We start from the raw sequence: 24,490 nt of genomic DNA, 5'->3' as shown, positions 1-24,490 counted from the left end.
ATATATTAACAATGTCTTAATTAAATATTAATAAAGCTCTGTTAATATAATACATGAAAACCCCTTCATCCAAGGAGTAATTTTGGACGAGAATAGTTAAACTGTTCTCGTCACTTCCCTTTATGCCAATATAAGTCTGTTTTATATATGAAAGAAAAGAACCGTTATTTTTCTTCTCTCTATTAGTCATGTTAATATAGAGAGAGGAAAGGAACGGTTTTTTTCTGTGAAAAAAATCATTTCAAATTTGCATGGGGAGGTTTCTGATTTGGAAAAAAAGGTCGTATTAGTAGATGGTAATAATATCGCGTATCGTGCTTTCTTTGCACTACCGCTTTTAAATAACGACAAAGGTATACATACGAACGCAATTTACGGTTTTACAATGATGTTAATGAGAATATTAGAGGAAGAAAAACCGACGCATATGTTAGTAGCATTTGATGCGGGTAAAACGACATTCCGTCATAAAACATATAGTGAGTATAAAGGCGGACGTCAAAAGACCCCACCTGAATTATCAGAACAATTCCCGTTTATTCGTGAGATGCTTGATGCATTCAACGTACCGCGTTATGAATTGGAAAATTATGAAGCGGATGATATTATGGGAACGCTAGCAAAAGAAGCAAGCGAACAAGGAGCAAGTGTAAAAGTTATTTCAGGAGATAAAGATTTACTTCAACTTGTTTCTGATAACACGCTTGTATGTATTCCGCGAAAAGGGATTACGGAAGTAGATGAATATACGAAAGAAGCTTTATTTGAGAAATATAGCTTATCACCAAAGCAAATTATCGATATGAAAGGTTTAATGGGAGACCAATCAGATAATATTCCGGGTGTACCAGGAGTTGGTGAAAAAACTGCGATTAAATTGTTAACACAGTTTGGAACGGTTGAAGAAGTGTATGACAATCTAGATCAAGTAAGCGGGAAGAAATTAAAAGAAAAACTGGAAGCAAATAAAGACCAAGCTCTTATGAGTAAAGATCTTGCAACTATCATTACAGATGCGCCGATTACAGTGCATGTGGATGATATGGAATATAAAGGATATGAAGCAAGTGATGTCGTTCCAATGTTCGAGAGTTTAGGATTTACATCTCTTTTAAATAAATTAGGTGTTACGCCAGAAGAAACGGCTCCAGCTGAATTAGATGATATTACATTTGATATTGTGGAAGAAGTTACCGAAGAAATGCTTCAGCAAGATAGTGCGCTTATTGTTGAAGTACAAGAAGATAACTATCATAAAGCAGATATTCAAGGTTTTGGTATTCAAAATGAAAATGGTTGCTACTTTATTCAAAAGGACATTGCTCTTAAGTCAGATGCATTTAAAGACTGGCTTGCAGATGGAGAGATGAGAAAGCATACATTTGATGCGAAGCGTGCAATCGTTGCACTGAAATGGAACGGTATAGATATACAAGGGGTTGACTTTGATCTATTAATCGCTGCTTATTTACTTGATCCGGCTGATACAGATAAAGATTTCCGTACTGTAGCGAAAATGAAAGAAACGCATGCTGTGAAATCTGACGAAGAAGTTTATGGAAAAGGCGCGAAGCGTGCTGTTCCAGAGTTAAAAGTAGTAGCGGAGCATGTAGCTCGTAAAGTGCATGTATTATATGATGTAAAGCAAACATTCGTTGAAGAGTTAGAGAAGAATGAGCAATATGAACTGTTTACAGAGTTAGAATTACCACTTGCGCGTGTATTAGCTGATATGGAAGTAAAAGGTGTAAAAGTTGATACAGAGCGTCTTCGTAATATGGGAGAAGAACTTGCAGGCAGATTAAAGGAAATGGAACAGGAAATTTATAAGCTTGCGGGAACAGAATTTAATATTAATTCACCGAAGCAGCTTGGTGTTATTCTGTTTGAGAATTTAAACTTACCGGTTATTAAAAAGACGAAAACAGGTTATTCTACGTCAGCTGATGTACTAGATAAGCTTATGGATCACCATGAAATTATTCCAAACATTTTACATTATCGTCAATTAGGGAAACTAAATTCAACTTACATTGAAGGTTTACTGAAAGTTGTACATGAAGATTCATCTAAAATTCATACTCGTTTTAATCAAGTGTTAACACAAACAGGTCGATTAAGTTCGACGGATCCGAACTTGCAAAATATCCCGATTCGATTAGAAGAAGGAAGAAAGATTCGTCAGGCATTTGTTCCATCAGAAGAAGGTTGGATTATGTATGCGGCTGATTATTCACAAATCGAGCTGCGTGTATTAGCTCATATTGCAAATGATAAAGGGCTAGTTGAAGCATTCCAACATGACATGGATATTCATACGAAAACAGCTATGGATGTATTTGGCGTTGAAAAAGATGAAGTAACTTCAAATATGAGACGACAAGCGAAAGCTGTTAACTTCGGAATTGTGTATGGTATTAGTGATTATGGTCTTTCGCAAAACTTAGGGATTACAAGAAAAGCAGCAGCGGAATTTATTGAAAAGTATTTAGAAAGTTTCCCTGGTGTACAAGAATACATGGAGGACATCGTAAAAGATGCGAAACAAAAAGGATATGTGGCCACATTATTAAATCGTCGCCGTTATATTCCAGAAATTACGAGTCGTAATTTCAATTTACGTAGCTTTGCTGAGCGTACAGCGATGAATACACCAATTCAAGGTACTGCAGCAGATATTATTAAAAAAGCGATGATTATTATGGCAGATCGTTTAGAAGAAGAAGGCTTACAAGCGCGTCTTCTTCTACAAGTACACGATGAATTAATATTTGAAGCACCAAAAGAAGAAATTGAAAAATTAGAGCAGCTTGTACCTGAAGTAATGGAGCATGCAATTGAACTCGCAGTTCCGCTGAAAGTTGATTATTCTTACGGTCCAACTTGGTACGACGCAAAATAAGGAAGTGATGAAATGCCTGAATTACCAGAGGTTGAAAACGTCAGACGGACACTTGAAAATCTTGTAACAGGAAAAACGATTGAAGATGTTATTGTTACTTATCCAAAAATAGTGAAACGACCGGATGATGCAGAAATCTTTAAAGAAATGCTAAAAGGCGAGAAGATTGAAAATATAAAGCGAAGAGGAAAGTTTTTGCTTCTATATGTAACAAATTATGTTATTGTTTCACATTTGCGTATGGAAGGTAAGTTTTTACTACATCAAGAGGATGAGCCGATTGATAAACATACGCACGTCCGTTTCTTATTTACAGATGGAACTGAATTACATTATAAAGATGTGAGAAAGTTTGGTACGATGCATCTCTTTAAGAAAGGTGAAGAGATGAATCAAATGCCTCTTGCTGACTTAGGTCCGGAGCCGTTTGATGCTGAATTGACACCGCAGTATTTACAAGAAAGATTGCAAAAGACAAATCGTAAAATAAAAGTTGTGCTATTGGACCAGCGTCTTTTAGTAGGGCTTGGAAATATATATGTTGATGAAGTTTTATTCCGTTCTCAAATTCATCCGGAACGGGAAGCTTCTTCTTTAACAGTAGAAGAAATTGAGCGGATTTATGAGGCTACCGTTACAACGTTAGGTGAAGCGGTAAAACGTGGCGGAAGTACAATTCGGACGTATATCAACTCACAAGGGCAAATTGGTTCATTCCAAGAACTCCTAAATGTATATGGAAAAAAAGGAGAGCCGTGTGTAACTTGTGGTACGATATTAGAAAAAACAGTAGTTGGCGGGCGAGGAACGCATTACTGCCCAATTTGTCAGCCTAGAATATAGAAAAGAGATAACATCGGATAGGCATTTGTCATATACATACAGCAGAGCTATGTATAAGGGAGGAGCTTACCGATGTACCTTTATTTATCTCTTATTTTATTAGCTTTTACATTAAGCTTAGATAGCTGTAGTGTAGGGCTAACATATGGGTTAAGAAGCGTAAGAATTCCACTAAAATCAATTATAATTATCGGAATCTGTTCAGCGGCTGTTATGCTTGTTTCAATGGGAATTGGACATATGATCGCGAAAATATTTTCACCTGTTATCGCAACGCGTATCGGTGGGCTTGTTCTTATTGGAATAGGGATTTGGGTGTTATATCAATTTTTTCGAAGTGAGAAAAAAGAAGAACCGAAGCAAGAGGAGAAGGTCTGGAAATTAGAGATTGCCTCGCTAGGGCTAGTAATTCAAATTTTACGGAAACCGACTGTAGCAGATTTTGATAAATCAGGCACCATTTCTGCAGGAGAAGCATTACTTCTTGGTATCGCTCTTTCTGTAGATTCATTTGGTGCCGGAATTGGTGCATCTTTATTAGGGTATGCACCCGCTATGATGGCGATATTAGTTGCAGTTATGAGTTCTTTGTTTTTGTTTATTGGAATGAAACTTGGGACGGTTTTATCGAATATGAAGTGGTTACAAAAATTTACATTCCTGCCTGGAGTATTACTCATTATTATTGGAATTTGGAAAATGTAAGTATGGGCGTGGAACATTAGTTTCGCGCCTTTTATTATGAGGAGGATTATGATGACAGTAGTAATTGGATTAACAGGAGGCATTGCAAGTGGAAAAAGTACAGTGTCTCAAATGTTTCGTGAATTGAGCATACCAGTTATTGATGCAGATATTATTGCGCGAGAAGTTGTAGAGCGAGGAAAACCAGCATATAACAAAATAGTAGAAGTATTTGGAACGGAAGTGTTGCAAAAAGACGGAGAACTGGATCGGCCGAAATTAGGGAGTGTCGTTTTCTATAATGAAGAAAAACGATTGCAGTTAAACAAAATTGTTCATCCTGCAGTACGTGAGGAAATGAATAGACAAAAGGAAATGTACATAAAAGAAAGTATGCAAGCGATTGTGTTAGATATCCCTCTTTTATTTGAAAGTAAATTAACAAGTCTCGTTGACCGTGTTTTAGTTGTAGCAGTTACTCCTGATACACAATTAGAACGTTTGATGAAACGAAATGGTTTTTCCGAAGAAGAAGCAACGGCGCGTATTCAATCTCAAATGCCGTTAGCGGAAAAAGTGAAAAATGCAGATGAAGTGATAAATAATGATGGCACAATTATGGGAACGAAAACACAATTGCAGGTGATTTTAAAGAAATGGAACATTATTGACTAAAAAATTGTGAAATTAATGAAAATGCTTAGTGACATATCCCCTTTTTGTGTTATACTATTATTGGGATTGGAGATAAATAGTATAACGCATTCAAGGGGGATAACATATTATGACTCGTGTGGCAATTAATGGATTTGGACGTATTGGGAGAATGGTATTTCGTCAAGCAATAAAAGAAAGCGCATTCGAAATTGTAGCAATCAATGCAAGCTATCCATCTGAAACGTTAGCACACTTAATTAAATATGATACAGTTCATGGTAAGTTTGACGGAACAGTAGAAGCATTTGAAGATCACTTATTAGTTGATGGAAAAATGATTCGCCTTTTAAACAACCGCGATCCAAAGGAATTGCCTTGGACAGATTTAGGTGTTGAAGTTGTAATTGAAGCAACTGGTAAATTTAATTCAAAAGAAAAAGCAATTCTTCACGTTGAAGCTGGAGCGAAAAAGGTTATTTTAACAGCGCCTGGTAAAAATGAAGATGTAACAATTGTAGTTGGTGTGAATGAAGACCAATTAGATATTACAAAACATACTGTTATTTCAAATGCATCTTGTACAACAAACTGTTTAGCGCCTGTTGTAAAGGTGTTAGATGAGCAGTTCGGAATTGAAAACGGTTTAATGACGACTGTTCACGCTTATACAAATGACCAAAAAAATATTGATAACCCACATAAAGATTTAAGAAGAGCGCGTGCTTGCGGACAATCAATCATTCCGACAACGACAGGTGCCGCGAAAGCGCTAGCAAAAGTTCTTCCGCACTTGAACGGAAAACTTCATGGTATGGCACTTCGTGTACCAACGCCAAACGTGTCTCTTGTTGACTTAGTAGTAGACGTAAAACGTGATGTGACAGTTGAAGCTATTAATGAAGCTTTCAAAACGGTTGCAAACGGTGCGTTAAAAGGTATTGTAGAATTCAGCGAAGAGCCTTTAGTATCTATCGACTTTAATACAAATACACACTCAGCTATCATTGATGGTTTATCTACAATGGTAATGGGTGATCGTAAAGTGAAAGTGCTTGCTTGGTATGATAACGAGTGGGGCTACTCTCGTCGTGTTGTAGATCTTGTAACGTTAGTTGTTGAAGAGTTAGCGAAACAAGAAAATGTGCAACACATTTAAGTGAATAAGGGGGAGGGCAAGGCAATATTTGCCCTCTTTTTTTATTTTTTTCTGAAAAGGAAAAAAATTATATGAGTATATTTTAAAAAGTGGACATACCACGAAACGTTGTGATTACTGCATTTGTGAATCGTTTATTTTTTTTAGGGAAAAGTAAAGAGGAAAATATGACAGAAAATCGAAAAAACTGTTGTTGCAAAATGAAAATAAACAAAGTATACTAACACTCGTAAACTTAAGAGCTGAGGTACGTAGTCACTACTTAAAGGGTTAGGACCTCTCTGGACTAACTTTCCCCCGTGGTAGTGGAGCAAGCCAAATTGCAAATTAGTTTTCAATTCGAACAGTTAGAATAAATTTACAAGGGGGAACTGTAGAATGGATACTATGGATACGATGGGTCGTCACGTGATCGCTGAACTTTGGGATTGCGATTTCGACAAGCTTAATGACATGCCGTATATTGAACAATTATTTGTGGATGCAGCACTAAGAGCTGGTGCTGAAGTGCGTGAGGTTGCTTTCCATAAATTTGCACCACAAGGTGTAAGTGGAGTAGTAATTATCTCGGAATCACATTTAACAATTCATAGCTTTCCGGAGCACGGTTACGCGAGTATTGATGTTTATACTTGTGGGGATCGTATTGATCCAAATGTTGCTGCAGAATATATTGCAGAAGGTTTAAACGCGAAAACGCGTGAGAGCATCGAGCTTCCTCGAGGCACTGGTAGCTTCGAAATTAAGCAGAGAGAAACAAAAGCTCTTTAAAAAAGAACATAATTGATTTAAAATGTAAAGAGGTGTATAATGCACCTCTTTTTTAGTTTATAAAAAAGAGGTAATATAACGTACTGGTTAGTTGAATAAATTGTACTCTTGCAAATGAGGTAGTGCCCTATATACCATCTTATTTTTAAGGATGAGATGATAAAGTGATGCGCTGAAACTTAAAGTGGTAAGAGAGTTAGAATGAGTTATATAATATTGTATATATATTTTAGGTGAAGTGAGTAGAGAAAAATAAAGAGTATAGTGTAAAGGAGTGAATGAATTGCGTTGTCCATCCTGTTCTCATAATGGTACAAGAGTGTTAGATTCGCGTCCGGTAGACGAGGGGCGCTCTATTCGAAGAAGGAGAGAGTGTGAAAGTTGCTTAAGTCGCTTTACGACCTTTGAAAGGGTAGAAGAGTCACCTCTTATCGTTGTAAAAAAAGAAGGCACACGAGAAGAGTTTAATAAAGAAAAGATTTTACGTGGTTTAATTAAAGCGTGTGAAAAAAGACCAGTATCTTTAAGACAATTAGAAGAAGTAACACAAAGCGTGGAACGTGAACTGCGTAATTTAGGTATATCAGAAGTGAAAAGTGATATGATTGGTGAAATTGTTATGGAAGAACTTCGCGATATTGATGATGTTGCTTACGTACGCTTTGCTTCTGTATATCGTCAATTTAAAGATTTAAATGTATTTATTGAAGAATTAAAAGATATACTGCAAAAAGAAAGAGAGTAGAAGTTGTATTTTATTCTCTTTACATACCGTAAGTAATAGGATAAGAGAGCTAGAAGCGTAAGCTAATAGCTCTTTTTCACTAAGAATTTATATAATGAAGATAGAACGAATGAAGTAGAGGATAGATTGGATGAGAGAAAGGAAAAGCAATAATGGAAAAACAGTCATGGATGGAGCTATTGCCGATTGATCGTTATAAAGTAAGTGCGAAAGGGCTACTGCATAATTACGACCGAAAAGTATTAACGATGTTGTATCAGCCGTTAATAGGTAGTAGAGCTTTTAGCTTATACATGACACTATGGGGGGAGCTAGAGCAAGATCGTGTATTTGGAAAAGAGAATACACATCATTCCCTTATGGTGACTATGCAAATGCAACTTCCTGAAATATATGAGGAACGAGTAAAGTTAGAGGCAATTGGGCTTTTGAAGGTATATATTAAGAAAGAAAAAGATATTCGAATGTTCATATATGAGTTGCAACCACCTTTATCTCCAAAGCAGTTTTTTGATGATATTGTTTTAAGTATCTTTTTATACAATCGATTGAGTCGGACAAAATATAATCAAGTAAAGCAATATTTCTTAGAAGAAGAATTTGATTTTGCTTCTTATGAAAATGTTACGCGCTCTTTCAATGATGTGTTTGGTTCGTTTAATCCAGGACAGCTTGAGCATGCGCAAGAAGATCTTCGTATCCCAAAAACGACAACTATGCCAAGTAACGAGAAGGGAGACGCTCCGAAAGTTTGGAATGATTTCTTTGATTTCTCTTTATTTGTAGATGGATTGTCCGCTCTTGTTCCTAAAAAGTCGATTACAGGTCAAGTAAGAGACTGCGTTATAACACTTGCTTACGTGTATGGTGTAGATGTGTTATCGATGCAAAATATCGTTCTTGGTGCGGTGACAGAGATGCAAACAATTGATATGGAAAGGCTTAGAAAAGGAGCTCGCGATTGGTATCAATTTGAAAATGGTCAAGCATTACCGGTATTAAGTGAAAGAGTACAGCCTCATGCTGCACGTACGATGAAAGAGAAAGAGCCTTCATCGCAAGAGGAGATGCTAATAAAGCAGCTAGAGGAAATCTCGCCAAAACAATTATTGAAAGAGATTTCTGGTGGTGCAGAGGCAACGAAAGCGGACTTGCAAATCGTTGAAGATGTCATGATTAATCAAAAATTGACACCAGGAGTTGTGAATGTACTTATTTATTACGTTATGCTACGCTCAGATATGAAACTTGCGAAAACGTATGTCGAGAAGATTGCTGGGCATTGGGCACGTAAAAAGGTTGGTACAGTAGCGGACGCGATGGCGTTAGCGAAAGAAGAGAACCGTCAATATCAAGAGTGGGCTGAGACGAAGAAAAAAGGCCGTACGGCGAAGAAAACGGTACGGAAAGAAATGGTACCAGATTGGCTTAAGGAAGAAGAGCCGAAGGAACAAGAGAAAGAAACGGCGAAGAAAGATGTAAGTGTAGAAAAAGATGCAAGTACGTTAGAAGATGAACGAAAACGATTAGAAGAAGTGTTAAAAAAATATAAGCGTGATTAATAGAAGAGAATGAACGCTCTTTGAGGTGAGAAAATGGAGCATATTCAAAATTCATTTGCAAAATTAATGGGAAATGAAAAATTTAAAAATAGATATGAAGTATTAAAGGCAGAAGTAATGGCGCATCCGCGTGTGAAAGAATTTATAGACGAACATAAAGGTGAAGTAACGACTTCTATGATTGAGCGCAGTCTTGTGAAGCTATATGAATATATTGGACAAAGTGTAGGTTGCGTGGATTGTCCGGATTTAGGTTCATGTAAAAATATGCTGCAAGGGTACGAGCCAAAGCTTGTTATTCAAGGGAAAATGATTGATATTCAATATGATCGCTGCGTTAGAAAAGTAGCACATGACGAGAGAAAGAAATATGAAAAACTCGTTCAAAGTGTATATATGCCAACGGATATTTTACAGGCAACTATGGAAAACTTAGACCCTTCTGATTTAAATGCACGTATCGATGCAATTGGTGCAGCGAATGAATTTTTAAGTACATATGAACCAGGTAAAAAAGCACAAGGTTTATATTTGTACGGTAAATTTGGTGTAGGAAAAACGTACCTTTTAGGAGCAATTGCGAACGAGCTTGCTCGAAAGAAAATAAGTTCGATGCTCGTATACTTCCCAGAATTTTTACGTGAAATCAAAAGTTCGATTCAAGATAATTCGATTGGTGAAAAGATTGATGCGGTTAAACGCGTACAAGTTTTAATGTTAGATGATATCGGGGCAGAAGCAATGTCAAGCTTTGTGCGTGACGATGTGCTTGGTGCAATCTTGCAATTCCGTATGTTAGAAAACTTACCGACGTTCTTTACGTCTAATTTTGATTTTAAACAACTGGAACACCATTTAACGTATACACAGCGTGGTGAGGCTGAAGAAATGAAGGCAGCACGTATTATGGAACGAATTAAATATTTAGCGAAACCAATTCCGATTGGTGGGAAAAATCGTCGTCATAAGTAAAAGAGCAAGCTGAGAAGCTTGCTCTTTTGTATTATAGTGATATTTTCTTTTCAAATATGAGGTCGAAATATTCAGGTTGTCCAGAACTGCCAATCGTAGGGGCGACAATCTGTACGAACCTCCAGTCATCTCTAGCATGTTCTTGAATAATTTCTTGGTAGTCTTCAGCTAGTTTTGAGCGAGTGAGCCCCCAATGGAATTCGACTTTTACGAATTTATATTCGAACATTCACATACCCCCTTTTAGTGATAAATAAAGTATACAATAAAAAATTCATAGTAGCTTGTATCATTTTTTTCTCCCTCCCTTAATATATATAAAATTAGCAAGCCAGATTGAGTGGATTTTCTAACGATAGGAAATGTAATTCTACTAAGAGTGAACTTCACGCGGAAAGGACTCTTATAGGATTTGTAACGTATAGATACAGTCCTTTAGAGCAGGGATAAAAGGGGGGACAAAAGTGATTGAAATTTGCTTCGAAGAAAAAAATGATGCTATGCACGTATATAGACAATTGCTGAAAAGAGCGGAAGTGTTATATAAGGAAACGAGTGTGTATTTACAGGAGCAAAAAGTGGTGATTCACATACCAGTACATGAATCGAATTATATTGAAAAGATCTTATTGCCAGTAATGGTGTATTTCATTGTGAATGTGAAACAAAATGAGTGGATTTATACGATCTTAAAAGAAAAGTTTTTTTATGAAGAACAAGAAGAGTGTCATCAAATATTGCACATGGCACATGAGATTTTAAAGGGAAGAAGAAAAGGTGTAGCTCAGGATTTAACTCGTAACGCATTTGAGTCATATATTAAGTCTTCTTTAAATAATTGGCTTTGTGATCCGCTCTCATTCTCGTTTTCATCATATATCCGTTTTCGTCTTCGTACATATAGGGAAATGGTGGCTAAACTTGCGGAAGTGGCAATTGATGAGTATAAGATGGAGCAAGAATACCAAATGTTCATTGAAACGCTTCGGCAACAAGTGAGTAGCCGTAAATCACGCTTGTCCTGTGTGCATCTTATTTTTGATGAAAGCTTTATCTTTTATGATGATAAAGGTAGACGTTTAAAACAGGAGAAGTTGGTCCAATATATAGATGAAGAATTATTAAAGCAAAATGATGTATATATTGATACAAAAGTAATTGCGCCGCTTCTTTCTATTTCGCCAAAAAAGATTTATTTATATACGAAGGAACAAGACCATAATATGATTATTACTTTGCGAAATGTGTTTCAAGAACGGGTCCAATTACATGGATTACATGATTTTGAGCGCAATGTGAAAAATTTAAAAAATAAAGGTAACGCCCTTGATTTTCTAAGTTTTTGAGCATATAATTACCTACATAAATGAAATATATCGAAATGTCATGATGAGGACATGAGTAGTTTTCTACGATTTTCAGAGAGGGAAGCCTTAGGGTGTGAGCTTCCTAGTACGGGATTATTACTTACCACCTCTAAACTTTAGCAGTGAACGATTCTTTTAGTAATTGCTAACGGACAACACCGTTATGTTGAACTTGAGCAATTAACGATCATGTTAATTGGAACAAGGGTGGAACCACGAATTCAACACTCGTCCCTTTTTATGGGATGAGTGTTTTTTATTTTGAGAAAAAGAGGAGTGACCAGTGATGGCAGATGTAGTTAAAATTACTTTCCCTGATGGAGCTGTGAAGGAGTTTCCAAAAGGCGTAACAACTGAAGAAATCGCAGCTTCTATTAGCCCAGGCTTAAAGAAAAAAGCTGTAGCTGGAAAATTAAACGATGAGATGATCGATCTTGTTACACCAATCGAAGAAGATGGTGCAGTTTCTATTATTACATTAGATTCTGAAGATGGCTTATATATTTTACGCCATTCAACAGCCCACCTTTTAGCACAAGCGTTAAAACGTTTATATAAAGATGTTAAGCTTGAGCTTGGCATTGGCCCAGTAATTGAAAATGGCTTCTATTACGATATCGATATGGAAGAAGCAATTACAGTTGAAGACTTCAAGAAAATCGAAAAAGAAATGCAAAAAATCGTGAACGAGAACTTAGAAATCGTTCGTCATGAAGTACCACGTGCAGAAGCACTTCGTCGCTTTGAAGAAATTGGCGATGAGTTAAAATTAGATTTAATTAACGACCTTCCAGAAGATGCAGTTATTTCAATCTATGAGCAAGGCGAATTCTTCGACCTTTGCCGTGGTGTTCACCTTCCATCTACAGGGAAAATTAAAGTGTTTAAATTATTAAGCGTTGCAGGTGCTTACTGGCGCGGCGATAGCAATAATAAAATGTTACAACGTATTTACGGTACTGCATTCGTTAAGAAAGCAGAACTAGATGAGCACTTACGTATGCTTGAAGAAGCGAAAGAGCGCGATCACCGTAAATTAGGTAAAGAATTAAAACTATTTACTAATAGCCAAAAAGTAGGACAAGGTTTACCACTTTGGTTACCAAAAGGTGCAACAATTCGTCGTATTATCGAGCGTTACATCGTTGATAAAGAAGCAAGCTTAGGTTATGATCACGTATACACTCCAGTATTAGGAAGCAGAGAGTTATATGAAACTTCTGGTCACTGGAACCACTACCGTGATGGCATGTTCCCATCAATGGAAATGGATAATGAAGAATTAGTTCTTCGTCCAATGAACTGTCCTCACCATATGATGGTTTATAAAAATGATATTCACAGCTACCGTGAATTACCAATCCGTATTGCGGAACTTGGAACAATGCATCGTTATGAAATGTCAGGTGCGTTATCTGGATTACAACGTGTACGCGGAATGACTTTAAACGATGCGCACATTTTCGTTCGTCCAGATCAAATTAAAGAAGAGTTAAAACGTGTTGTAAACTTAACTCTAGAAGTGTACAAAGATTTCGGTTTAGAGAACTACTCATTCCGTCTATCTTATCGCGACCCAGCAGATACTAAAAAGTATTATGCGGATGATGAGATGTGGGAAAAAGCACAAGGTATGTTAAAAGAAGCTATGGATGAAATGGGTCTTGATTACTATGAAGCTGAAGGTGAAGCGGCATTCTACGGTCCAAAACTGGATGTTCAAGTTCGTACTGCTCTTGGAAAAGACGAAACACTTTCAACTGTACAATTAGACTTCTTACTTCCAGAACGCTTTGAATTAACTTATGTTGGTGAAGACGGTAAGCAACATCGTCCAGTTGTAATTCACCGTGGTGTTGTATCAACTATGGAACGCTTCGTAGCCTTCTTAATTGAAGAATACAAAGGTGCATTCCCAACTTGGTTAGCTCCAGTTCAAGTACAAGTAATTCCAGTTTCTCCGCAAGTACATTTAGACTATGCGAAGAAAGTACAAGACGAATTGCGTCGTGCTGGTATCCGTGTTGAATTAGACACTCGTGAAGAGAAGATTGGTTACAAAATCCGTGAAGCACAAATGCAAAAAATTCCGTACATGCTTGTAGTAGGTGACAATGAAGTAACTGAAAACGGCGTAAACGTACGTAAATATGGTGAACAAAAATCAGAAACAATCGCATTAGATGCTTTTGTTGACATGATTAAAGTAGAAGGAAAACGATAAGAAAAAGCCGCGGTATACCGCGGCTTTTTTATGTAATATACTTGAGGGGAATTAGAAAAAATACCCATGTAACACTTATCGTAAAAAAGTATTGCAAGTATGTTAGTTGTTTGTTACAATATTTCTTGTTGTTAGTAAAACACATCGCGTCTTCTTGACAGACGTCATGTCCTATGATAAACTCATCAAGAATAATAGAATATTGTTTTGTGGAACAAGTAGAAGCACCCGCTTCTCACCTGATGGACGCATTCGCAGTTAGCAGGTAAATGTATTTCTTACTTAAGATTTTACAAGTGTGGGTGTCGTATGCCCGCACTTTTTTTGTCGGGTTCTATGACTACAAAATATGTTCTGAGAAAACCTTGGAGGTGGCTTACTATTAGCAAGGATATGATGATTAACGAGCAAATTCGTGCACGTGAAGTACGTTTAGTTGGCGCAAATGGCGATCAACTTGGAATCAAGTCTCGTAATGACGCTTTAGACTTAGCTGCAAATCTTAATCTTGATTTAGTATTAGTTGCTCCAAATGCGAAACCGCCAGTATGCCGCATTATGGACTACGGTAAATTCCGCTTTGAGCAACAGAAGAAAGAAAAAGAGCAGCGCAAAAATCAAAAAGTAATTAGCATGAAAGAAGTTCGTTTAAGTCCAACAATTGATGAACACGACTTTAACACAAAACTTCGTAATGCTATCAAGTTTTTAGAGAAAGGCGACAAGGTTAAAGCGTCAATTCGCTTTAAAGGACGTGCCATTACTCATAAAGAAATCGGTCAACGTGTTTTAGATCGCTTCTCAGAAGCTTGTGCTGAAGTTAGTACAGTTGAATCTAAGCCTAAAATGGAAGGACGCAGTATGTTCTTAGTTTTAGCACCGAAAAACGATAAGTAATAGATAGAGGAGGAAATACCTATGCCTAAACAAAAAACTCATCGCGGCGCTGCAAAGCGTTTCAAAAAGACTGGATCAGGTAAACTGAAACGTTCTCACGCTTACACAAGCCATTTATTCGCTAACAAATCTACAAAAGCTAAACGTAAACTACGTAAAGCTGGTGTAGTAAGCGCTGGTGACTTCAAACGCATTCGTCAAATGCTTGACAACTTAAAATAAGTTCGGCTGATATATAGAACAATTAGGAGGTAATATTATGCCAAGAGTAAAAGGTGGTACAGTTACTCGTCAACGTCGTAAAAAAGTTATAAAATTAGCAAAAGGTTACTACGGTTCAAAAAATACATTATTCAAGGTTGCTAACCAACAGGTTATGAAATCTCTAATGTATGCATTCCGTGACCGCCGTCAAAAGAAACGTGACTTCCGTAAATTATGGATTACACGTATCAACGCAGCAGCTCGTATGAATGGTCTTTCTTACAGCCGCTTAATGCACGGTCTTAAAAATGCTGGCATCGAAGTTAACCGCAAGATGCTTGCTGACTTAGCTGTTCATGACGAAAAAGCTTTCGCTGAATTAGCAACAGTTGCAAAAAACAACATTAACTAATTAATTAGTTGAAACCTTAGAAGAATTTTCTTCTAAGGTTTTTTGTTTGTATTCAGAGAGAAGTTTGAAGTTCTAAAGATTAACGGATGTGCTGTTATCGATATGACAAAATTAATATAAAAACTATAGCGGTATAGAAGAATATATATGTGAAGTCAGGAGAATCCTCCTGGCTTTTTTTAATTCTGCTCTTTTGGAAAGAAGAGTATCTTTCCTAGCCGAAACGACACTGCTATAATGGAAAGATGATATGGAACTTTCATCAGATGAACAATTTAAGAGCGATGACTGAAACGTATTTGTAAATTAAGGACAAGCTATTTTATAAAGAGGTAGATAGCTGACTTATTCATAAGAACTGAAACATAATAATGAACTTTGAGATGAAACAACATTGTTGCGTAAAATGCGATGTTGGAGGAGGACAATAGAATGGACTTACTACAACTATTTAAATTACAAAAAGAATTAGATGACCGTATTGCAAAAGAACATGACTTACAACCGAAAAAATTGTTAAAAGAAAAAATGTTAGCTCTTCTTGTAGAAATTGGAGAACTTGCAAATGAAACACGTTGTTTTAAATATTGGAGCAACAAACCAGCTTCGGAACGTGGAGTAATATTAGAAGAATACGTAGATGGTTTGCATTTTATTTTATCAATCGGAATTGATTTAGGGATTGATAAAAACTTCCTATTCTATAAATGTGCACAAACGAATAAAACACAAGTGGAAATTTTCTTAGACACATACGCGAAAGTAATTCGTTTTACAGATCAACCATCTATTACAAACTATATTGAATTATTTACGAGCTATCTTCGACTTGGACAAGCGCTTGAATTTGAGCAAGAAGAGATTGAAAAAGCGTATTTAGATAAAAATGAAGTAAATCATCAGCGTCAAACACAAGGATACTAATTTAATTTTTGAATATTTCAATTTAATTATTGTATAATGAATTGACTGAAGAAAAAGGAGGGTGTTGGCAATGACAAAATTAGACGCGACATTGACAATGCTAAAAGAATTAACAGATGCACGTGGTATTGCCGGTAACGAGCGTGAACCACGCGAAGTAATGAAGAAATATATCGAGCCATTTGCAGACGAGCTTTCTACTGATAATTTAGGAAGTTTAGTTGCGAAAAAAGTAGGGGAAGAAAACGGCCCGAAAATTATGGTTGCAGGTCATTTAGATGAAGTTGGCTTTATGATTACGCAAATTGATGACAAAGGTTTCCTACGCTTCCAAACGGTGGGTGGCTGGTGGTCACAAGTTATGCTTGCACAGCGCGTGACGATTGTAACGCGTAAAGGAGATGTAACAGGTGTAATTGGTTCAAAACCACCGCACATCTTACCTCCAGAAGCACGTAAAAAGCCAGTTGAAATTAAAGACATGTTCATCGATATCGGTGCTTCTAGCCAAGAAGAAGCAATGGAGTGGGGCGTACGACCAGGAGATCAAGTTGTACCTTACTTTGAATTCCAAGTGATGAAGAATGAAAAAATGTTACTTGCAAAAGCATGGGATAACCGAATCGGTTGTGCGATTGCAATTGACGTATTAAAACAATTAAAAGATGAAAAGCATCCAAACGTTGTATACGGCGTTGGAACTGTACAAGAAGAAGTTGGTCTTCGTGGTGCAAAAACATCTGCGAATTATATTAAACCAGATATCGCGTTCGCAGTAGATGTTGGTATCGCTGGAGATACACCGGGTGTAACGTCAAAAGAAGCGCAAAGTAAAATGGGCGATGGACCACAAATCATTTTGTATGATGCTTCTGTTATTGGACATACAGGTTTACGTGATTTCGTAGTTGATGTTGCTGACGAATTACAAATCCCATACCAATATGATTCAGTAGCGGGCGGGGGAACTGATGCGGGTGCGATTCATATTGCTGTAAACGGTATTCCTTCTATGGCAATTACAATTGCAACGCGCTATATTCATTCTCATGCAGCAATGTTACACCGTGATGATTATGAAAATGCAGTAAAGTTAATTGTAGAAGTTATTAAACGTCTTGATAAGGATGCTGTACATAACATTACATTTAATTAATAGAAAAAGCGAAGGAGATTTTCCTTCGCTTTTTTATGTTTTAAAAAGGTCGTTCTAATCCTGCTGCAGTATGAGCGCCTAAAATAATTAAACGAGTTAATTGCATCGCCATAAAATGCGGGGTATATATCATTCCTCTTTTTAACCATGACATAATCATTCCGATGTGAGCCCCTGTCACATAACTAATCAAAATATCACGAGGAACCATAAGATCTTCGTCATCTGGTTGGGAAATAGACAAGCTTAATGTTAAATGCACTTGTATCGTTTTCATCATTTTATAAGAGTAGTTTCCGGCAGCTTTATCCCCAAGCATAACGTTATAAAAGTTTACATTTTCTGCGATATGTTCGAATAAAGCCAAAAATGTAGGATGAGGTGAATCGAATGTAAGTTGAAAATCTTCTTTATTTCTATTTTTCGGTTTAATTACTTCTGCTAGCTTCTCTAACATTTCTTCAATACTTTTGTCTAATAGGTCATATTTATCATGGTAATGGCTATAAAATGTAGCGCGATTTACAGGAGCACGTTCTGCGATATGTTGCACAGTTACATTTTCAAAGCCTTTTTCGCCTACTAAAGCGACAAAAGCATCCTGAATGAGTTGTCTCGTTCGCTTTACACGTGGATCATTTGTATTTTTAATAGACATTTTACTTCTCCTCGTTTAATTTTCTATACTTAAACAACATATTGGTATTATATTGTTGTTTAAGCAACATTTCATACGTAAATTGTCGGTTGTAGATTCAAAATAATTATTTATAATTATAAACGATAGTCCTTCAGAAATCAGCACCGCTCGCAGGTAGATAAGTTTCGATTTACGCTGCAGATGGTGTGATTTTTTCGTTAAAAGGTTAATATAATTAACAATTAAACAATCTAAACAATAAGGACATAAATAGTTTAGAAAAAAATTATATGCGATATAAGGAGAGGAATGCAATGAATCAGTTTCGAAGAATGGTAATTATCAACATTATCACATTAATTGTACTAGTTGGCGGCGGTATTGGCGGTTATTACTATTACAACCAAACGGAAAATTACTTAAAAACAGACAATGCAAAGATCGATGGAAAGGTAATTCCGGTTGCTTCACCAGTAGCAGGGAAACTAACTGACTGGAAAGCTGAAGTTGGAAAAAATTACAATGAGAACGATAAATTAGGAGCTGTTACTGTAGCAGCAGCTAATGGAGAACAAACAGTAGATGTAACAATTCCACAAAATGCAACGGTTGTACAATCAAACGCAACAACAAATGCTTTCGTTGGAGCAGGTAGCCCGATTGCTTACGCATTTGATATGAACAATTTATGGGTAACAGCAAACATTGAAGAAACAGATGTTGATGATGTTCAGAAAGGTCAAGACGTAGACGTGTATGTAGATGCATACCCAGATACAACGTTAACTGGGAAAGTAGAACAAGTTGGTTTAACAACAGCAAATACATTCTCGATGTTACCATCAAGTAATTCAACAGCGAACTATACGAAAGTAACACAAGTAGTGCCAGTTAAAATTTCATTAGATCATAGCAAATCAGTAAATATTGTTCCTGGAATGAATGTGTCAGTTCGTATTCATAAGTAAGGGGGAGATGAGATGTCCTCAATTGCAATTGTAGGATATGCACTATTTTGTATAATCGTCTTCTTCCTTGTAAATCGTCTTTTACGAAAGAAAAAAACGAACGTGGGAGAAGAACAAGTCCCAGCCGTAAGTAAAATAGAAGTAAGTAAGCTAGAAGCAGTAGAGAAAGAAAGTGAACAAAAGCAAGAAGCCGAAATTTCTAATGTAGTTGAATTAGAAACAGGCAAGCAAGAAGAAGTAAAACAAGAAAAAGAAATGCCGAAAAAACAAACGTCTATGCCTATAGAGGATGTAAATGTAAAAGCAGTTGTAACAGTATTAATTCTCGGCATGTTCGTTTCTATTTTGAACCAAACAATCATTAACGTTGCATTGCCTCCGTTAATGAATGAATTTAACGTATCAACTTCAACGGCGCAATGGTTAATTACAGGGTTTATGCTTGTAAATGGTATTTTAGTGCCGATTAGTGCCTTTTTAGTTTCACGATTTACGTATCGTAAATTATTTGTAGCGGCAATGTTATTCTTCACAGTAGGATCTATCATTTGCGCTACTTCAGGAAACTTTACAATGATGATGACAGGCCGCGTAATTCAAGCAGTTGGTGCGGGTATTTTAATGCCGGTTGGTATGAATATCTTTATGACATTGTTCCCGCCTCATAAGCGCGGAGCGGCGATGGGATTACTAGGTGTTGCAATGATTTTAGCACCAGCTATCGGACCAACTGTAACAGGTTGGGTGATTGAAAACTATAGCTGGAACTTAATGTTCTATGCGATGTTTATTATCGGTTTAATTATTACGTTCCTATCTTTAAAATTCTTTACACTAGCTCAGCCAGTGTCTAAAACGAAATTAGATATATTCGGTGTTGTTAGTTCAAGTATTGGACTAGGAAGCTTATTGTACGGATTTAGTGAAGCTGGAAATAATAGTTGGACTAGTGCAGAAGTTATTATTTCACTTGTTATCGGTGTAATTGGTTTAGCGTTATTTATTTGGAGAGAGTTAACAACGGACAATAAAATGCTTGATTTACAAGTATTTAAATATCCAGTATTTACTTTTACTTTAGTAATTAACGCAATCGTTACGATGGCATTATTCGGGGGTATGTTATTGCTTCCAGTATATCTGCAAAACATTCGTGGCTTTACGCCAATTGAATCTGGTTTACTACTTCTTCCAGGATCATTAATTATGGGGATCATGGGACCAGTAGCGGGTAAATTATTCGATAAATATGGCATTCGTCCATTAGCGATAATTGGATTGGCAATTACGACGTATGCGACATATGAATTTACAAAATTATCGATGGATACACCGTATAGCGTTATTATGACGGATTATATTATACGTTCAATTGGTATGTCATTCATTATGATGCCAATTATGACAGCTGGTATGAACGCACTGCCGATGAAATTAATTTCTCACGGTACAGCAACGCAAAATACGTCAAGACAAGTAGCTGGTTCAATCGGAACAGCGATTTTAATCACACTTATGACGCAACAAACAACTGCTCACGTAGCAGATTACGGCAACATGTTAACAACATCAAACCCAATTTTAGTTGATAAAGTACACGGTATGGGGCAAAGTTTAGCAGCGATTGCCGGATCAGCTCAAGCAGGAGATGCGATGAGCACACAACTATTATATGGACAAATTTCAAAGCTATCTGCAATTAACGGTATTAACGATGCCTTCTTAATTGCAACGATACTAGCAGGTATTGCTTGGGTGTTATCGTTCTTCTTACAATCAGGCAATAAACCAAATAGAAAAGCAGGGAATTAAATTTCCTGCTTTTTTGTTTTCTTATAAAAAGATGCAATTAGATATAGAATGAATCACCTGCAGACATGAGTTCCCAGAAAATAACTCCTAATAGTCCCGCAATAAAAATAATGAATCCCATGTTGCGTATACTTTTAATTTTCATTTGTAATCCCCTTACCCCTGCTAATAATCCAGTTAAAGAAAACAATATCCAGTATAAAGTAGTTGAAATAGGGAGGATTGTCTCGCTATTCACCCCCATGCTCCAAAAAACAAAAGGTAGCGTTACAAAGGAAAAGCTAAGTACCCCCATTAAACCAACAAATAATTTCCGATGTTTAATACTAGTAATAATTAAAAAAATACCACCGAAAAATCCGCATAAGACAAGAAGTGGCATATAAACAATCCAAAGGAAGCTAAACATATATAATCTCCTTTTATGTAATGAGTTATATTTTACTACATCAGGTTCATTTTGGATATTATTAATAAATATGTATAAATTGATAGAAATGGGTAGTAATGATACGGATTATCCAAAAGTGCTAATTGAAGAAGAGTTTGAAGTTGTGATAAAAGAGTAAAAAGAGGTATCGTGATGATACCTCTTTTTAACTGAAGAATGCCAACGTATTATTTATAATATGAAATAACATAGCTGGAAGAATGGATTTTGTTTTCTTACATAAAATAGCCATTAATAATCCCATGAAGAAAGTAATTACCATTACTCCAAGTGAGTATGTATGAGCGATACCAAAGAAGAAACTTGTTAAGACTGCTGCAATCCAAAATGGAAAGCGCTCAGAGAAGAAATGAAGTATAAAACCACGGAAAATAAGTTCTTCAAAAATTGGTGTGAGTATTGCAAATCCGAGAAGTAATAGTATTTGATATTGCTTAAAAACGTCTAAGTTTAGTGCGGAAGATTGTTGCTTTGTTGCGTCTTGGAACACATAATTTAATAAGAAGTAGTTGATTATGATGTTTATAGCGAAGAAAAGAAGTAAATATACGTATGTGCGCCATTCTTTCAGTGCTTTAAAGTTAAAAGAGTTCAGTAATAATCTTTTCGCAGGTTTGAATTTAAAAATAAAGAATAACAACATGGCTAGTTGTAACCCTATACTTGCGGTGTTTGCAATAGATTCATACAGGGCAATTTGCTTTTTATTTGTAAGACTAGCCGTATAAATTGTTAAGGGCATTATTGCTAGGAACAAGGTAATGAGTCCAGTTCCGAAAAAAGCGAATAAAACGGAGCTAATAAATTGTCCCCATGACATAGAGTGTTTCTGTTCATCAGAAAGTTGTGTAGCGGATTGCATCTGTGAAATCACCTCTTTATATTTGTATATTAAATTATAGATTAATTTGTTTCTGAATGTAACATTTAAATATTACATACAAAGGTGTATTTTTCGTAAAATAATAAAAGAGGTATCACCCTGTAGTGATGCCTCTTTCTCATTGATAACTATGTTTTGCCTTGTTATTCAATTTTGCTTGCTCTATTTGCAATTCACGCTCTACCAATCGATCTAATTGCTGAATAGCTTTAAGTGCTTTTTCATAAGAAATCGTTCTATAATGATGAGCTCCGCCTGGTTCTTCATCTGCTTCGTCTGCCCATTTAATAATGCTTTGAAGAGATGTTCTTTCAATTTCTTGTTCCACTAAGAAAGAATCTGTATGCAGAAGAATCGCGATAGAAATTTCTTTTGCTAGTTTTGGATGTTCTCCCAATCTAATAAGCAATTTATGTGCTCTTTCTGCACCTTTAATTGCATGGATATCATTCTTTTTATATAAGTCATAGTCCCATTCGCCGCCTGTGTACCACGTATGATGTCCGATATCATGAAGGAAACCGGCTTTTGTCGCAGCATCGACTGAGGCGTGGTGCTTTTTAGCTAAGTGAAACGCATGGTAAGCGACAGCGATCGCGTGGACCATTCCGGAACGGTTTACGTATTTTTGTGTAATGTGATGTTTAAAAACTTGTTCAAGCGTAATACGGTGCATAAAACATTCACTCCTTTTATCTAATGATGTATACGAAGAAAAATCGATCGGTTTAAATGTATTTTGAACATTGTACTCCATCATAGTTCGTTAGTAAAGTAGAAATGTTTAGGAGAAGAAAAATTTTTTTCGTAAAAAAATCACCTTAGCTTATGCGAAGGTGATTTTCAAATTGCTTATTTTTTTAATCCTTGCTCTAGTGTTTCTAACATTTCGTGCTTTTCATTTTCATCAGCGTTTTTCCAAATGACTTCAAATAAGACGCCAAGACCTGGAAGCATTTTTTCTTCACCGCTTTGAATTGCATCGACAATTGTTTCTTGTAATTGATCTTGTGAATTACCAGATACATTCGCTAATACGGCACCGCGTAAATTAAAACTCATTGTTTTCACCTCTTCTTCAGAATTGAAACTGACGTTAGTTTTTGTTCTTTTTTATGTAAATATGTATGAAAAATAGGCTATAATGATAAGACAAGAAGAGAGGGAACTACATATTATGAAAAACATTGATTCAGTACAAAATCCGCGTGTAAAGCAGTGGAAAAAGCTGCAAACGAAAAAAGAACGCGATAAAAAAGGTTTATTTTTTGTAGAAGGATTCCACTTAGTCGAAGAAGCTTTGAAGGCAGGAATTGTAACAGAACTTATCGTTTCAGATCAGACAGACCTTCCGAAAGATTGGACAGTTAATGATGTAGAAATGTATATCGTGCCTGAGGCTATTGTAAAAATACTTCGTGAAACAGAAACGACGCAAGGTGTATTTGCTGTTTGTGAGAAGCATGAGAAAGAAGTAGCTCTTACTGATGGGAAATTCCTTTTATTGGATGGACTGCAAGACCCAGGTAATTTAGGAACAATTATTCGTACAGCTGATGCAGCTGGTATTCACGCCGTTGTGCTTGGAGAAGGTTGTGTTGATGTTTACAATAGTAAAGTACTCCGCTCTACACAAGGTTCTATTTTCCGCTTGCCAATTGTAAAAGGGAACTTAGAAGAATGGGTAGACAAGTTAAAAGAAAATAACGTTCCTGTATATGGAACAGCTCTTGAAAATGGAGTTCCGTATGGTGAGGTAACTCCGGCCGGAAGTTTTGCATTAATTGTTGGAAATGAAGGAAATGGCGTACGCCAAGAAATTCTTACAAAAACGGATCAAAACTTGTATATTCCGATTTACGGCGGGGCAGAATCATTAAATGTTGCGGTTGCAGCAGGGATTTTAACGTATTATTTACAAAGCCCAGTTGCGAACAAATAAAAAACTTCTTATAATAAGTTGAAGTACATTATATTAAAAGTTAAATAACGAAAAACGTTGATAGAGAAGAGTAGCTTACAAAATCGCCATATAGGGAGAGAGTGCCGTAGACTGAAAGCATTCTTATGGTAGACGGAAGTGAATTCACCTCTGGAGTTGACGCCAGGACCATGTATATGTAAAGGCGTTCCGGTCAGAATTGATCGTTATAACTAATGAGTGGGCAGACTTGTTCTGTCAATTTAGGGTGGTACCGCGAATTTACCTCGTCCCTTTTTGGGAGCGAGGTTTTTTTATTTTTAAAATTAGGAGGGTTCC

25 protein-coding genes and 3 other annotated features are annotated in these 24,490 nt (G+C 36.4%); of the genes, 19 read left to right on the top strand and 6 right to left on the bottom strand.

The window, feature by feature from the left end:
* The first annotated feature begins 268 nt into the window (after positions 1 to 268).
* The 9 genes from polA (at position 269) to dnaI (ending at position 10,292) form a co-directional block, all read left to right on the top strand.
* A complete protein-coding gene (gene polA, locus BCG9842_RS22755) occupies positions 269 to 2,902 on the top strand; it encodes a DNA polymerase I (protein ID WP_000412808.1) in 2,634 nt (877 codons plus the stop codon).
* Positions 2,903 to 2,914: 12 nt separating this feature from the next.
* Positions 2,915 to 3,745, top strand: a complete 831-nt coding sequence (gene mutM, locus BCG9842_RS22750) for a DNA-formamidopyrimidine glycosylase (protein WP_001114475.1) — start codon at positions 2,915 to 2,917, stop codon at positions 3,743 to 3,745.
* 72 nt (positions 3,746 to 3,817) lie between these two features.
* Positions 3,818 to 4,450 (top strand): sporulation membrane protein YtaF, encoded by a 633-nt coding sequence (gene ytaF / locus BCG9842_RS22745; protein ID WP_000281729.1) that lies wholly within the window; start codon positions 3,818 to 3,820, stop codon positions 4,448 to 4,450.
* Between the two features lie 51 nt (positions 4,451 to 4,501).
* Complete coding sequence (gene coaE / locus BCG9842_RS22740) at positions 4,502 to 5,104, top strand: dephospho-CoA kinase (RefSeq protein ID WP_000219323.1); 603 nt, start codon at positions 4,502 to 4,504, stop codon at positions 5,102 to 5,104.
* Between the two features lie 109 nt (positions 5,105 to 5,213).
* Positions 5,214 to 6,242: a glyceraldehyde-3-phosphate dehydrogenase gene (locus BCG9842_RS22735; RefSeq protein WP_000198979.1), complete on the top strand. Its 1,029-nt coding sequence runs from the start codon at positions 5,214 to 5,216 to the stop codon at positions 6,240 to 6,242.
* Positions 6,243 to 6,629: 387 nt separating this feature from the next.
* Positions 6,630 to 7,013: an adenosylmethionine decarboxylase gene (speD, locus tag BCG9842_RS22730; protein ID WP_002003660.1), complete on the top strand. Its 384-nt coding sequence runs from the start codon at positions 6,630 to 6,632 to the stop codon at positions 7,011 to 7,013.
* 283 nt (positions 7,014 to 7,296) lie between these two features.
* The gene (gene nrdR / locus BCG9842_RS22725; protein WP_001203687.1) at positions 7,297 to 7,758 is read left to right on the top strand and encodes a transcriptional regulator NrdR; all 462 of its coding nucleotides are present in this window, start codon (positions 7,297 to 7,299) and stop codon (positions 7,756 to 7,758) included.
* Between the two features lie 152 nt (positions 7,759 to 7,910).
* A complete protein-coding gene (locus BCG9842_RS22720; RefSeq protein ID WP_000415033.1) occupies positions 7,911 to 9,320 on the top strand; it encodes a replication initiation and membrane attachment family protein in 1,410 nt (469 codons plus the stop codon).
* 33 nt (positions 9,321 to 9,353) lie between these two features.
* Positions 9,354 to 10,292, top strand: a complete 939-nt coding sequence (dnaI, locus tag BCG9842_RS22715; RefSeq protein WP_000400117.1) for a primosomal protein DnaI — start codon at positions 9,354 to 9,356, stop codon at positions 10,290 to 10,292.
* 31 nt (positions 10,293 to 10,323) lie between these two features.
* Here dnaI and BCG9842_RS22710 read toward each other — a convergent pair whose 3' ends face one another.
* Positions 10,324 to 10,521, bottom strand: coding sequence for a DUF4177 domain-containing protein (locus BCG9842_RS22710; RefSeq protein ID WP_000464454.1), 198 nt, complete (start codon positions 10,519 to 10,521; stop codon positions 10,324 to 10,326).
* 235 nt (positions 10,522 to 10,756) lie between these two features.
* Between BCG9842_RS22710 and ytxC the strand changes: the two genes are divergently transcribed.
* The 7 genes from ytxC to BCG9842_RS22675 all read left to right on the top strand — a co-directional run bounded on the left by ytxC (position 10,757) and on the right by BCG9842_RS22675 (position 17,476).
* Positions 10,757 to 11,638, top strand: coding sequence for a putative sporulation protein YtxC (gene ytxC / locus BCG9842_RS22705; protein WP_000569624.1), 882 nt, complete (start codon positions 10,757 to 10,759; stop codon positions 11,636 to 11,638).
* 31 nt (positions 11,639 to 11,669) lie between these two features.
* Positions 11,670 to 11,898: a binding site (T-box leader), on the top strand.
* A gap of 47 nt (positions 11,899 to 11,945) precedes the next feature.
* Positions 11,946 to 13,883: a threonine--tRNA ligase gene (gene thrS, locus BCG9842_RS22700; protein ID WP_000786077.1), complete on the top strand. Its 1,938-nt coding sequence runs from the start codon at positions 11,946 to 11,948 to the stop codon at positions 13,881 to 13,883.
* Between the two features lie 210 nt (positions 13,884 to 14,093).
* Positions 14,094 to 14,214: a sequence feature (ribosomal protein L20 leader region), on the top strand.
* A gap of 62 nt (positions 14,215 to 14,276) precedes the next feature.
* Positions 14,277 to 14,780, top strand: a complete 504-nt coding sequence (gene infC / locus BCG9842_RS22695; protein WP_000973215.1) for a translation initiation factor IF-3 — start codon at positions 14,277 to 14,279, stop codon at positions 14,778 to 14,780.
* Positions 14,781 to 14,801: 21 nt separating this feature from the next.
* The gene (gene rpmI / locus BCG9842_RS22690) at positions 14,802 to 15,002 is read left to right on the top strand and encodes a 50S ribosomal protein L35 (RefSeq protein ID WP_001125945.1); all 201 of its coding nucleotides are present in this window, start codon (positions 14,802 to 14,804) and stop codon (positions 15,000 to 15,002) included.
* Positions 15,003 to 15,039: 37 nt separating this feature from the next.
* Positions 15,040 to 15,396 (top strand): 50S ribosomal protein L20, encoded by a 357-nt coding sequence (rplT, locus tag BCG9842_RS22685; RefSeq protein ID WP_001138362.1) that lies wholly within the window; start codon positions 15,040 to 15,042, stop codon positions 15,394 to 15,396.
* A gap of 432 nt (positions 15,397 to 15,828) precedes the next feature.
* On the top strand, positions 15,829 to 16,320 hold the full coding sequence (locus BCG9842_RS22680; protein ID WP_000365052.1) for a dUTP diphosphatase: 492 nt from the start codon (positions 15,829 to 15,831) through the stop codon (positions 16,318 to 16,320).
* 70 nt (positions 16,321 to 16,390) lie between these two features.
* Positions 16,391 to 17,476, top strand: a complete 1,086-nt coding sequence (locus BCG9842_RS22675) for a M42 family metallopeptidase (protein WP_000163554.1) — start codon at positions 16,391 to 16,393, stop codon at positions 17,474 to 17,476.
* A 40-nt stretch (positions 17,477 to 17,516) separates the two neighbouring features.
* Here the strand turns inward: BCG9842_RS22675 and BCG9842_RS22670 are convergent, their stop codons facing one another.
* Complete coding sequence (locus tag BCG9842_RS22670) at positions 17,517 to 18,134, bottom strand: TetR/AcrR family transcriptional regulator (protein WP_000023661.1); 618 nt, start codon at positions 18,132 to 18,134, stop codon at positions 17,517 to 17,519.
* 296 nt (positions 18,135 to 18,430) lie between these two features.
* Between BCG9842_RS22670 and BCG9842_RS22665 the strand changes: the two genes are divergently transcribed.
* Positions 18,431 to 19,084 carry an HlyD family secretion protein gene (locus tag BCG9842_RS22665; protein WP_001071417.1) on the top strand — a complete coding sequence of 218 codons (654 nt, stop codon included), beginning with the start codon at positions 18,431 to 18,433 and terminating at the stop codon, positions 19,082 to 19,084.
* Between the two features lie 12 nt (positions 19,085 to 19,096).
* Entirely contained in the window at positions 19,097 to 20,896 is a 1,800-nt protein-coding gene (locus tag BCG9842_RS22660) for a DHA2 family efflux MFS transporter permease subunit (RefSeq protein WP_000094778.1), read from the top strand.
* A gap of 37 nt (positions 20,897 to 20,933) precedes the next feature.
* Here the strand turns inward: BCG9842_RS22660 and BCG9842_RS22655 are convergent, their stop codons facing one another.
* The 4 genes from BCG9842_RS22655 to sspI form a co-directional block, all read right to left on the bottom strand.
* Positions 20,934 to 21,305, bottom strand: a complete 372-nt coding sequence (locus BCG9842_RS22655) for a hypothetical protein (RefSeq protein ID WP_000490825.1) — start codon at positions 21,303 to 21,305, stop codon at positions 20,934 to 20,936.
* A gap of 187 nt (positions 21,306 to 21,492) precedes the next feature.
* The gene (locus BCG9842_RS22650; RefSeq protein WP_001190242.1) at positions 21,493 to 22,209 is read right to left on the bottom strand and encodes a CPBP family intramembrane glutamic endopeptidase; all 717 of its coding nucleotides are present in this window, start codon (positions 22,207 to 22,209) and stop codon (positions 21,493 to 21,495) included.
* A gap of 139 nt (positions 22,210 to 22,348) precedes the next feature.
* The gene (locus BCG9842_RS22645; RefSeq protein ID WP_000554806.1) at positions 22,349 to 22,906 is read right to left on the bottom strand and encodes an HD domain-containing protein; all 558 of its coding nucleotides are present in this window, start codon (positions 22,904 to 22,906) and stop codon (positions 22,349 to 22,351) included.
* A 176-nt stretch (positions 22,907 to 23,082) separates the two neighbouring features.
* Entirely contained in the window at positions 23,083 to 23,292 is a 210-nt protein-coding gene (gene sspI, locus BCG9842_RS22640; RefSeq protein WP_000009509.1) for a small acid-soluble spore protein SspI, read from the bottom strand.
* Positions 23,293 to 23,374: 82 nt separating this feature from the next.
* Here sspI and BCG9842_RS22635 point away from each other — a divergent pair, with 82 nt between their 5' ends.
* Positions 23,375 to 24,172 carry a TrmH family RNA methyltransferase gene (locus BCG9842_RS22635; protein WP_003309975.1) on the top strand — a complete coding sequence of 266 codons (798 nt, stop codon included), beginning with the start codon at positions 23,375 to 23,377 and terminating at the stop codon, positions 24,170 to 24,172.
* Between the two features lie 48 nt (positions 24,173 to 24,220).
* Positions 24,221 to 24,449: a binding site (T-box leader), on the top strand.
* Positions 24,450 to 24,490 lie beyond the last annotated feature (41 nt).

Source organism: Bacillus cereus G9842 (genome assembly GCF_000021305.1).
GTDB classification, from domain to species: Bacteria; Bacillota; Bacilli; order Bacillales; family Bacillaceae_G; genus Bacillus_A; species Bacillus_A thuringiensis_S.
The sequence above is the reverse complement of the archived record's forward strand: the minus strand, read 5'-3'. Positions and strand labels throughout refer to the sequence as shown.

What these genes read in the sequence shown, in the direction of transcription:
- BCG9842_RS22710 (WP_000464454.1), bottom strand. Translation starts at nt 10,521, where the DNA reads ATGTTCGAATATAAATTCGTAAAAGTCGAATTCCATTGGGGGCTCACT.
- thrS (WP_000786077.1), top strand. Translation starts at nt 11,946, where the DNA reads ATGGCAGATGTAGTTAAAATTACTTTCCCTGATGGAGCTGTGAAGGAG.
- dnaI (WP_000400117.1), top strand. Translation starts at nt 9,354, where the DNA reads ATGGAGCATATTCAAAATTCATTTGCAAAATTAATGGGAAATGAAAAA.
- infC (WP_000973215.1), top strand. Translation starts at nt 14,277, where the DNA reads ATGATGATTAACGAGCAAATTCGTGCACGTGAAGTACGTTTAGTTGGC.
- BCG9842_RS22720 (WP_000415033.1), top strand. Translation starts at nt 7,911, where the DNA reads ATGGAAAAACAGTCATGGATGGAGCTATTGCCGATTGATCGTTATAAA.
- BCG9842_RS22655 (WP_000490825.1), bottom strand. Translation starts at nt 21,305, where the DNA reads ATGTTTAGCTTCCTTTGGATTGTTTATATGCCACTTCTTGTCTTATGC.
- BCG9842_RS22675 (WP_000163554.1), top strand. Translation starts at nt 16,391, where the DNA reads ATGACAAAATTAGACGCGACATTGACAATGCTAAAAGAATTAACAGAT.
- rpmI (WP_001125945.1), top strand. Translation starts at nt 14,802, where the DNA reads ATGCCTAAACAAAAAACTCATCGCGGCGCTGCAAAGCGTTTCAAAAAG.
- BCG9842_RS22735 (WP_000198979.1), top strand. Translation starts at nt 5,214, where the DNA reads ATGACTCGTGTGGCAATTAATGGATTTGGACGTATTGGGAGAATGGTA.
- ytaF (WP_000281729.1), top strand. Translation starts at nt 3,818, where the DNA reads ATGTACCTTTATTTATCTCTTATTTTATTAGCTTTTACATTAAGCTTA.
- BCG9842_RS22635 (WP_003309975.1), top strand. Translation starts at nt 23,375, where the DNA reads ATGATAAGACAAGAAGAGAGGGAACTACATATTATGAAAAACATTGAT.
- BCG9842_RS22670 (WP_000023661.1), bottom strand. Translation starts at nt 18,134, where the DNA reads ATGTCTATTAAAAATACAAATGATCCACGTGTAAAGCGAACGAGACAA.
- BCG9842_RS22660 (WP_000094778.1), top strand. Translation starts at nt 19,097, where the DNA reads ATGTCCTCAATTGCAATTGTAGGATATGCACTATTTTGTATAATCGTC.
- BCG9842_RS22645 (WP_000554806.1), bottom strand. Translation starts at nt 22,906, where the DNA reads ATGCACCGTATTACGCTTGAACAAGTTTTTAAACATCACATTACACAA.
- sspI (WP_000009509.1), bottom strand. Translation starts at nt 23,292, where the DNA reads ATGAGTTTTAATTTACGCGGTGCCGTATTAGCGAATGTATCTGGTAAT.
- coaE (WP_000219323.1), top strand. Translation starts at nt 4,502, where the DNA reads ATGACAGTAGTAATTGGATTAACAGGAGGCATTGCAAGTGGAAAAAGT.
- mutM (WP_001114475.1), top strand. Translation starts at nt 2,915, where the DNA reads ATGCCTGAATTACCAGAGGTTGAAAACGTCAGACGGACACTTGAAAAT.
- BCG9842_RS22665 (WP_001071417.1), top strand. Translation starts at nt 18,431, where the DNA reads ATGAATCAGTTTCGAAGAATGGTAATTATCAACATTATCACATTAATT.
- rplT (WP_001138362.1), top strand. Translation starts at nt 15,040, where the DNA reads ATGCCAAGAGTAAAAGGTGGTACAGTTACTCGTCAACGTCGTAAAAAA.
- BCG9842_RS22650 (WP_001190242.1), bottom strand. Translation starts at nt 22,209, where the DNA reads ATGCAATCCGCTACACAACTTTCTGATGAACAGAAACACTCTATGTCA.
- BCG9842_RS22680 (WP_000365052.1), top strand. Translation starts at nt 15,829, where the DNA reads ATGGACTTACTACAACTATTTAAATTACAAAAAGAATTAGATGACCGT.
- speD (WP_002003660.1), top strand. Translation starts at nt 6,630, where the DNA reads ATGGATACGATGGGTCGTCACGTGATCGCTGAACTTTGGGATTGCGAT.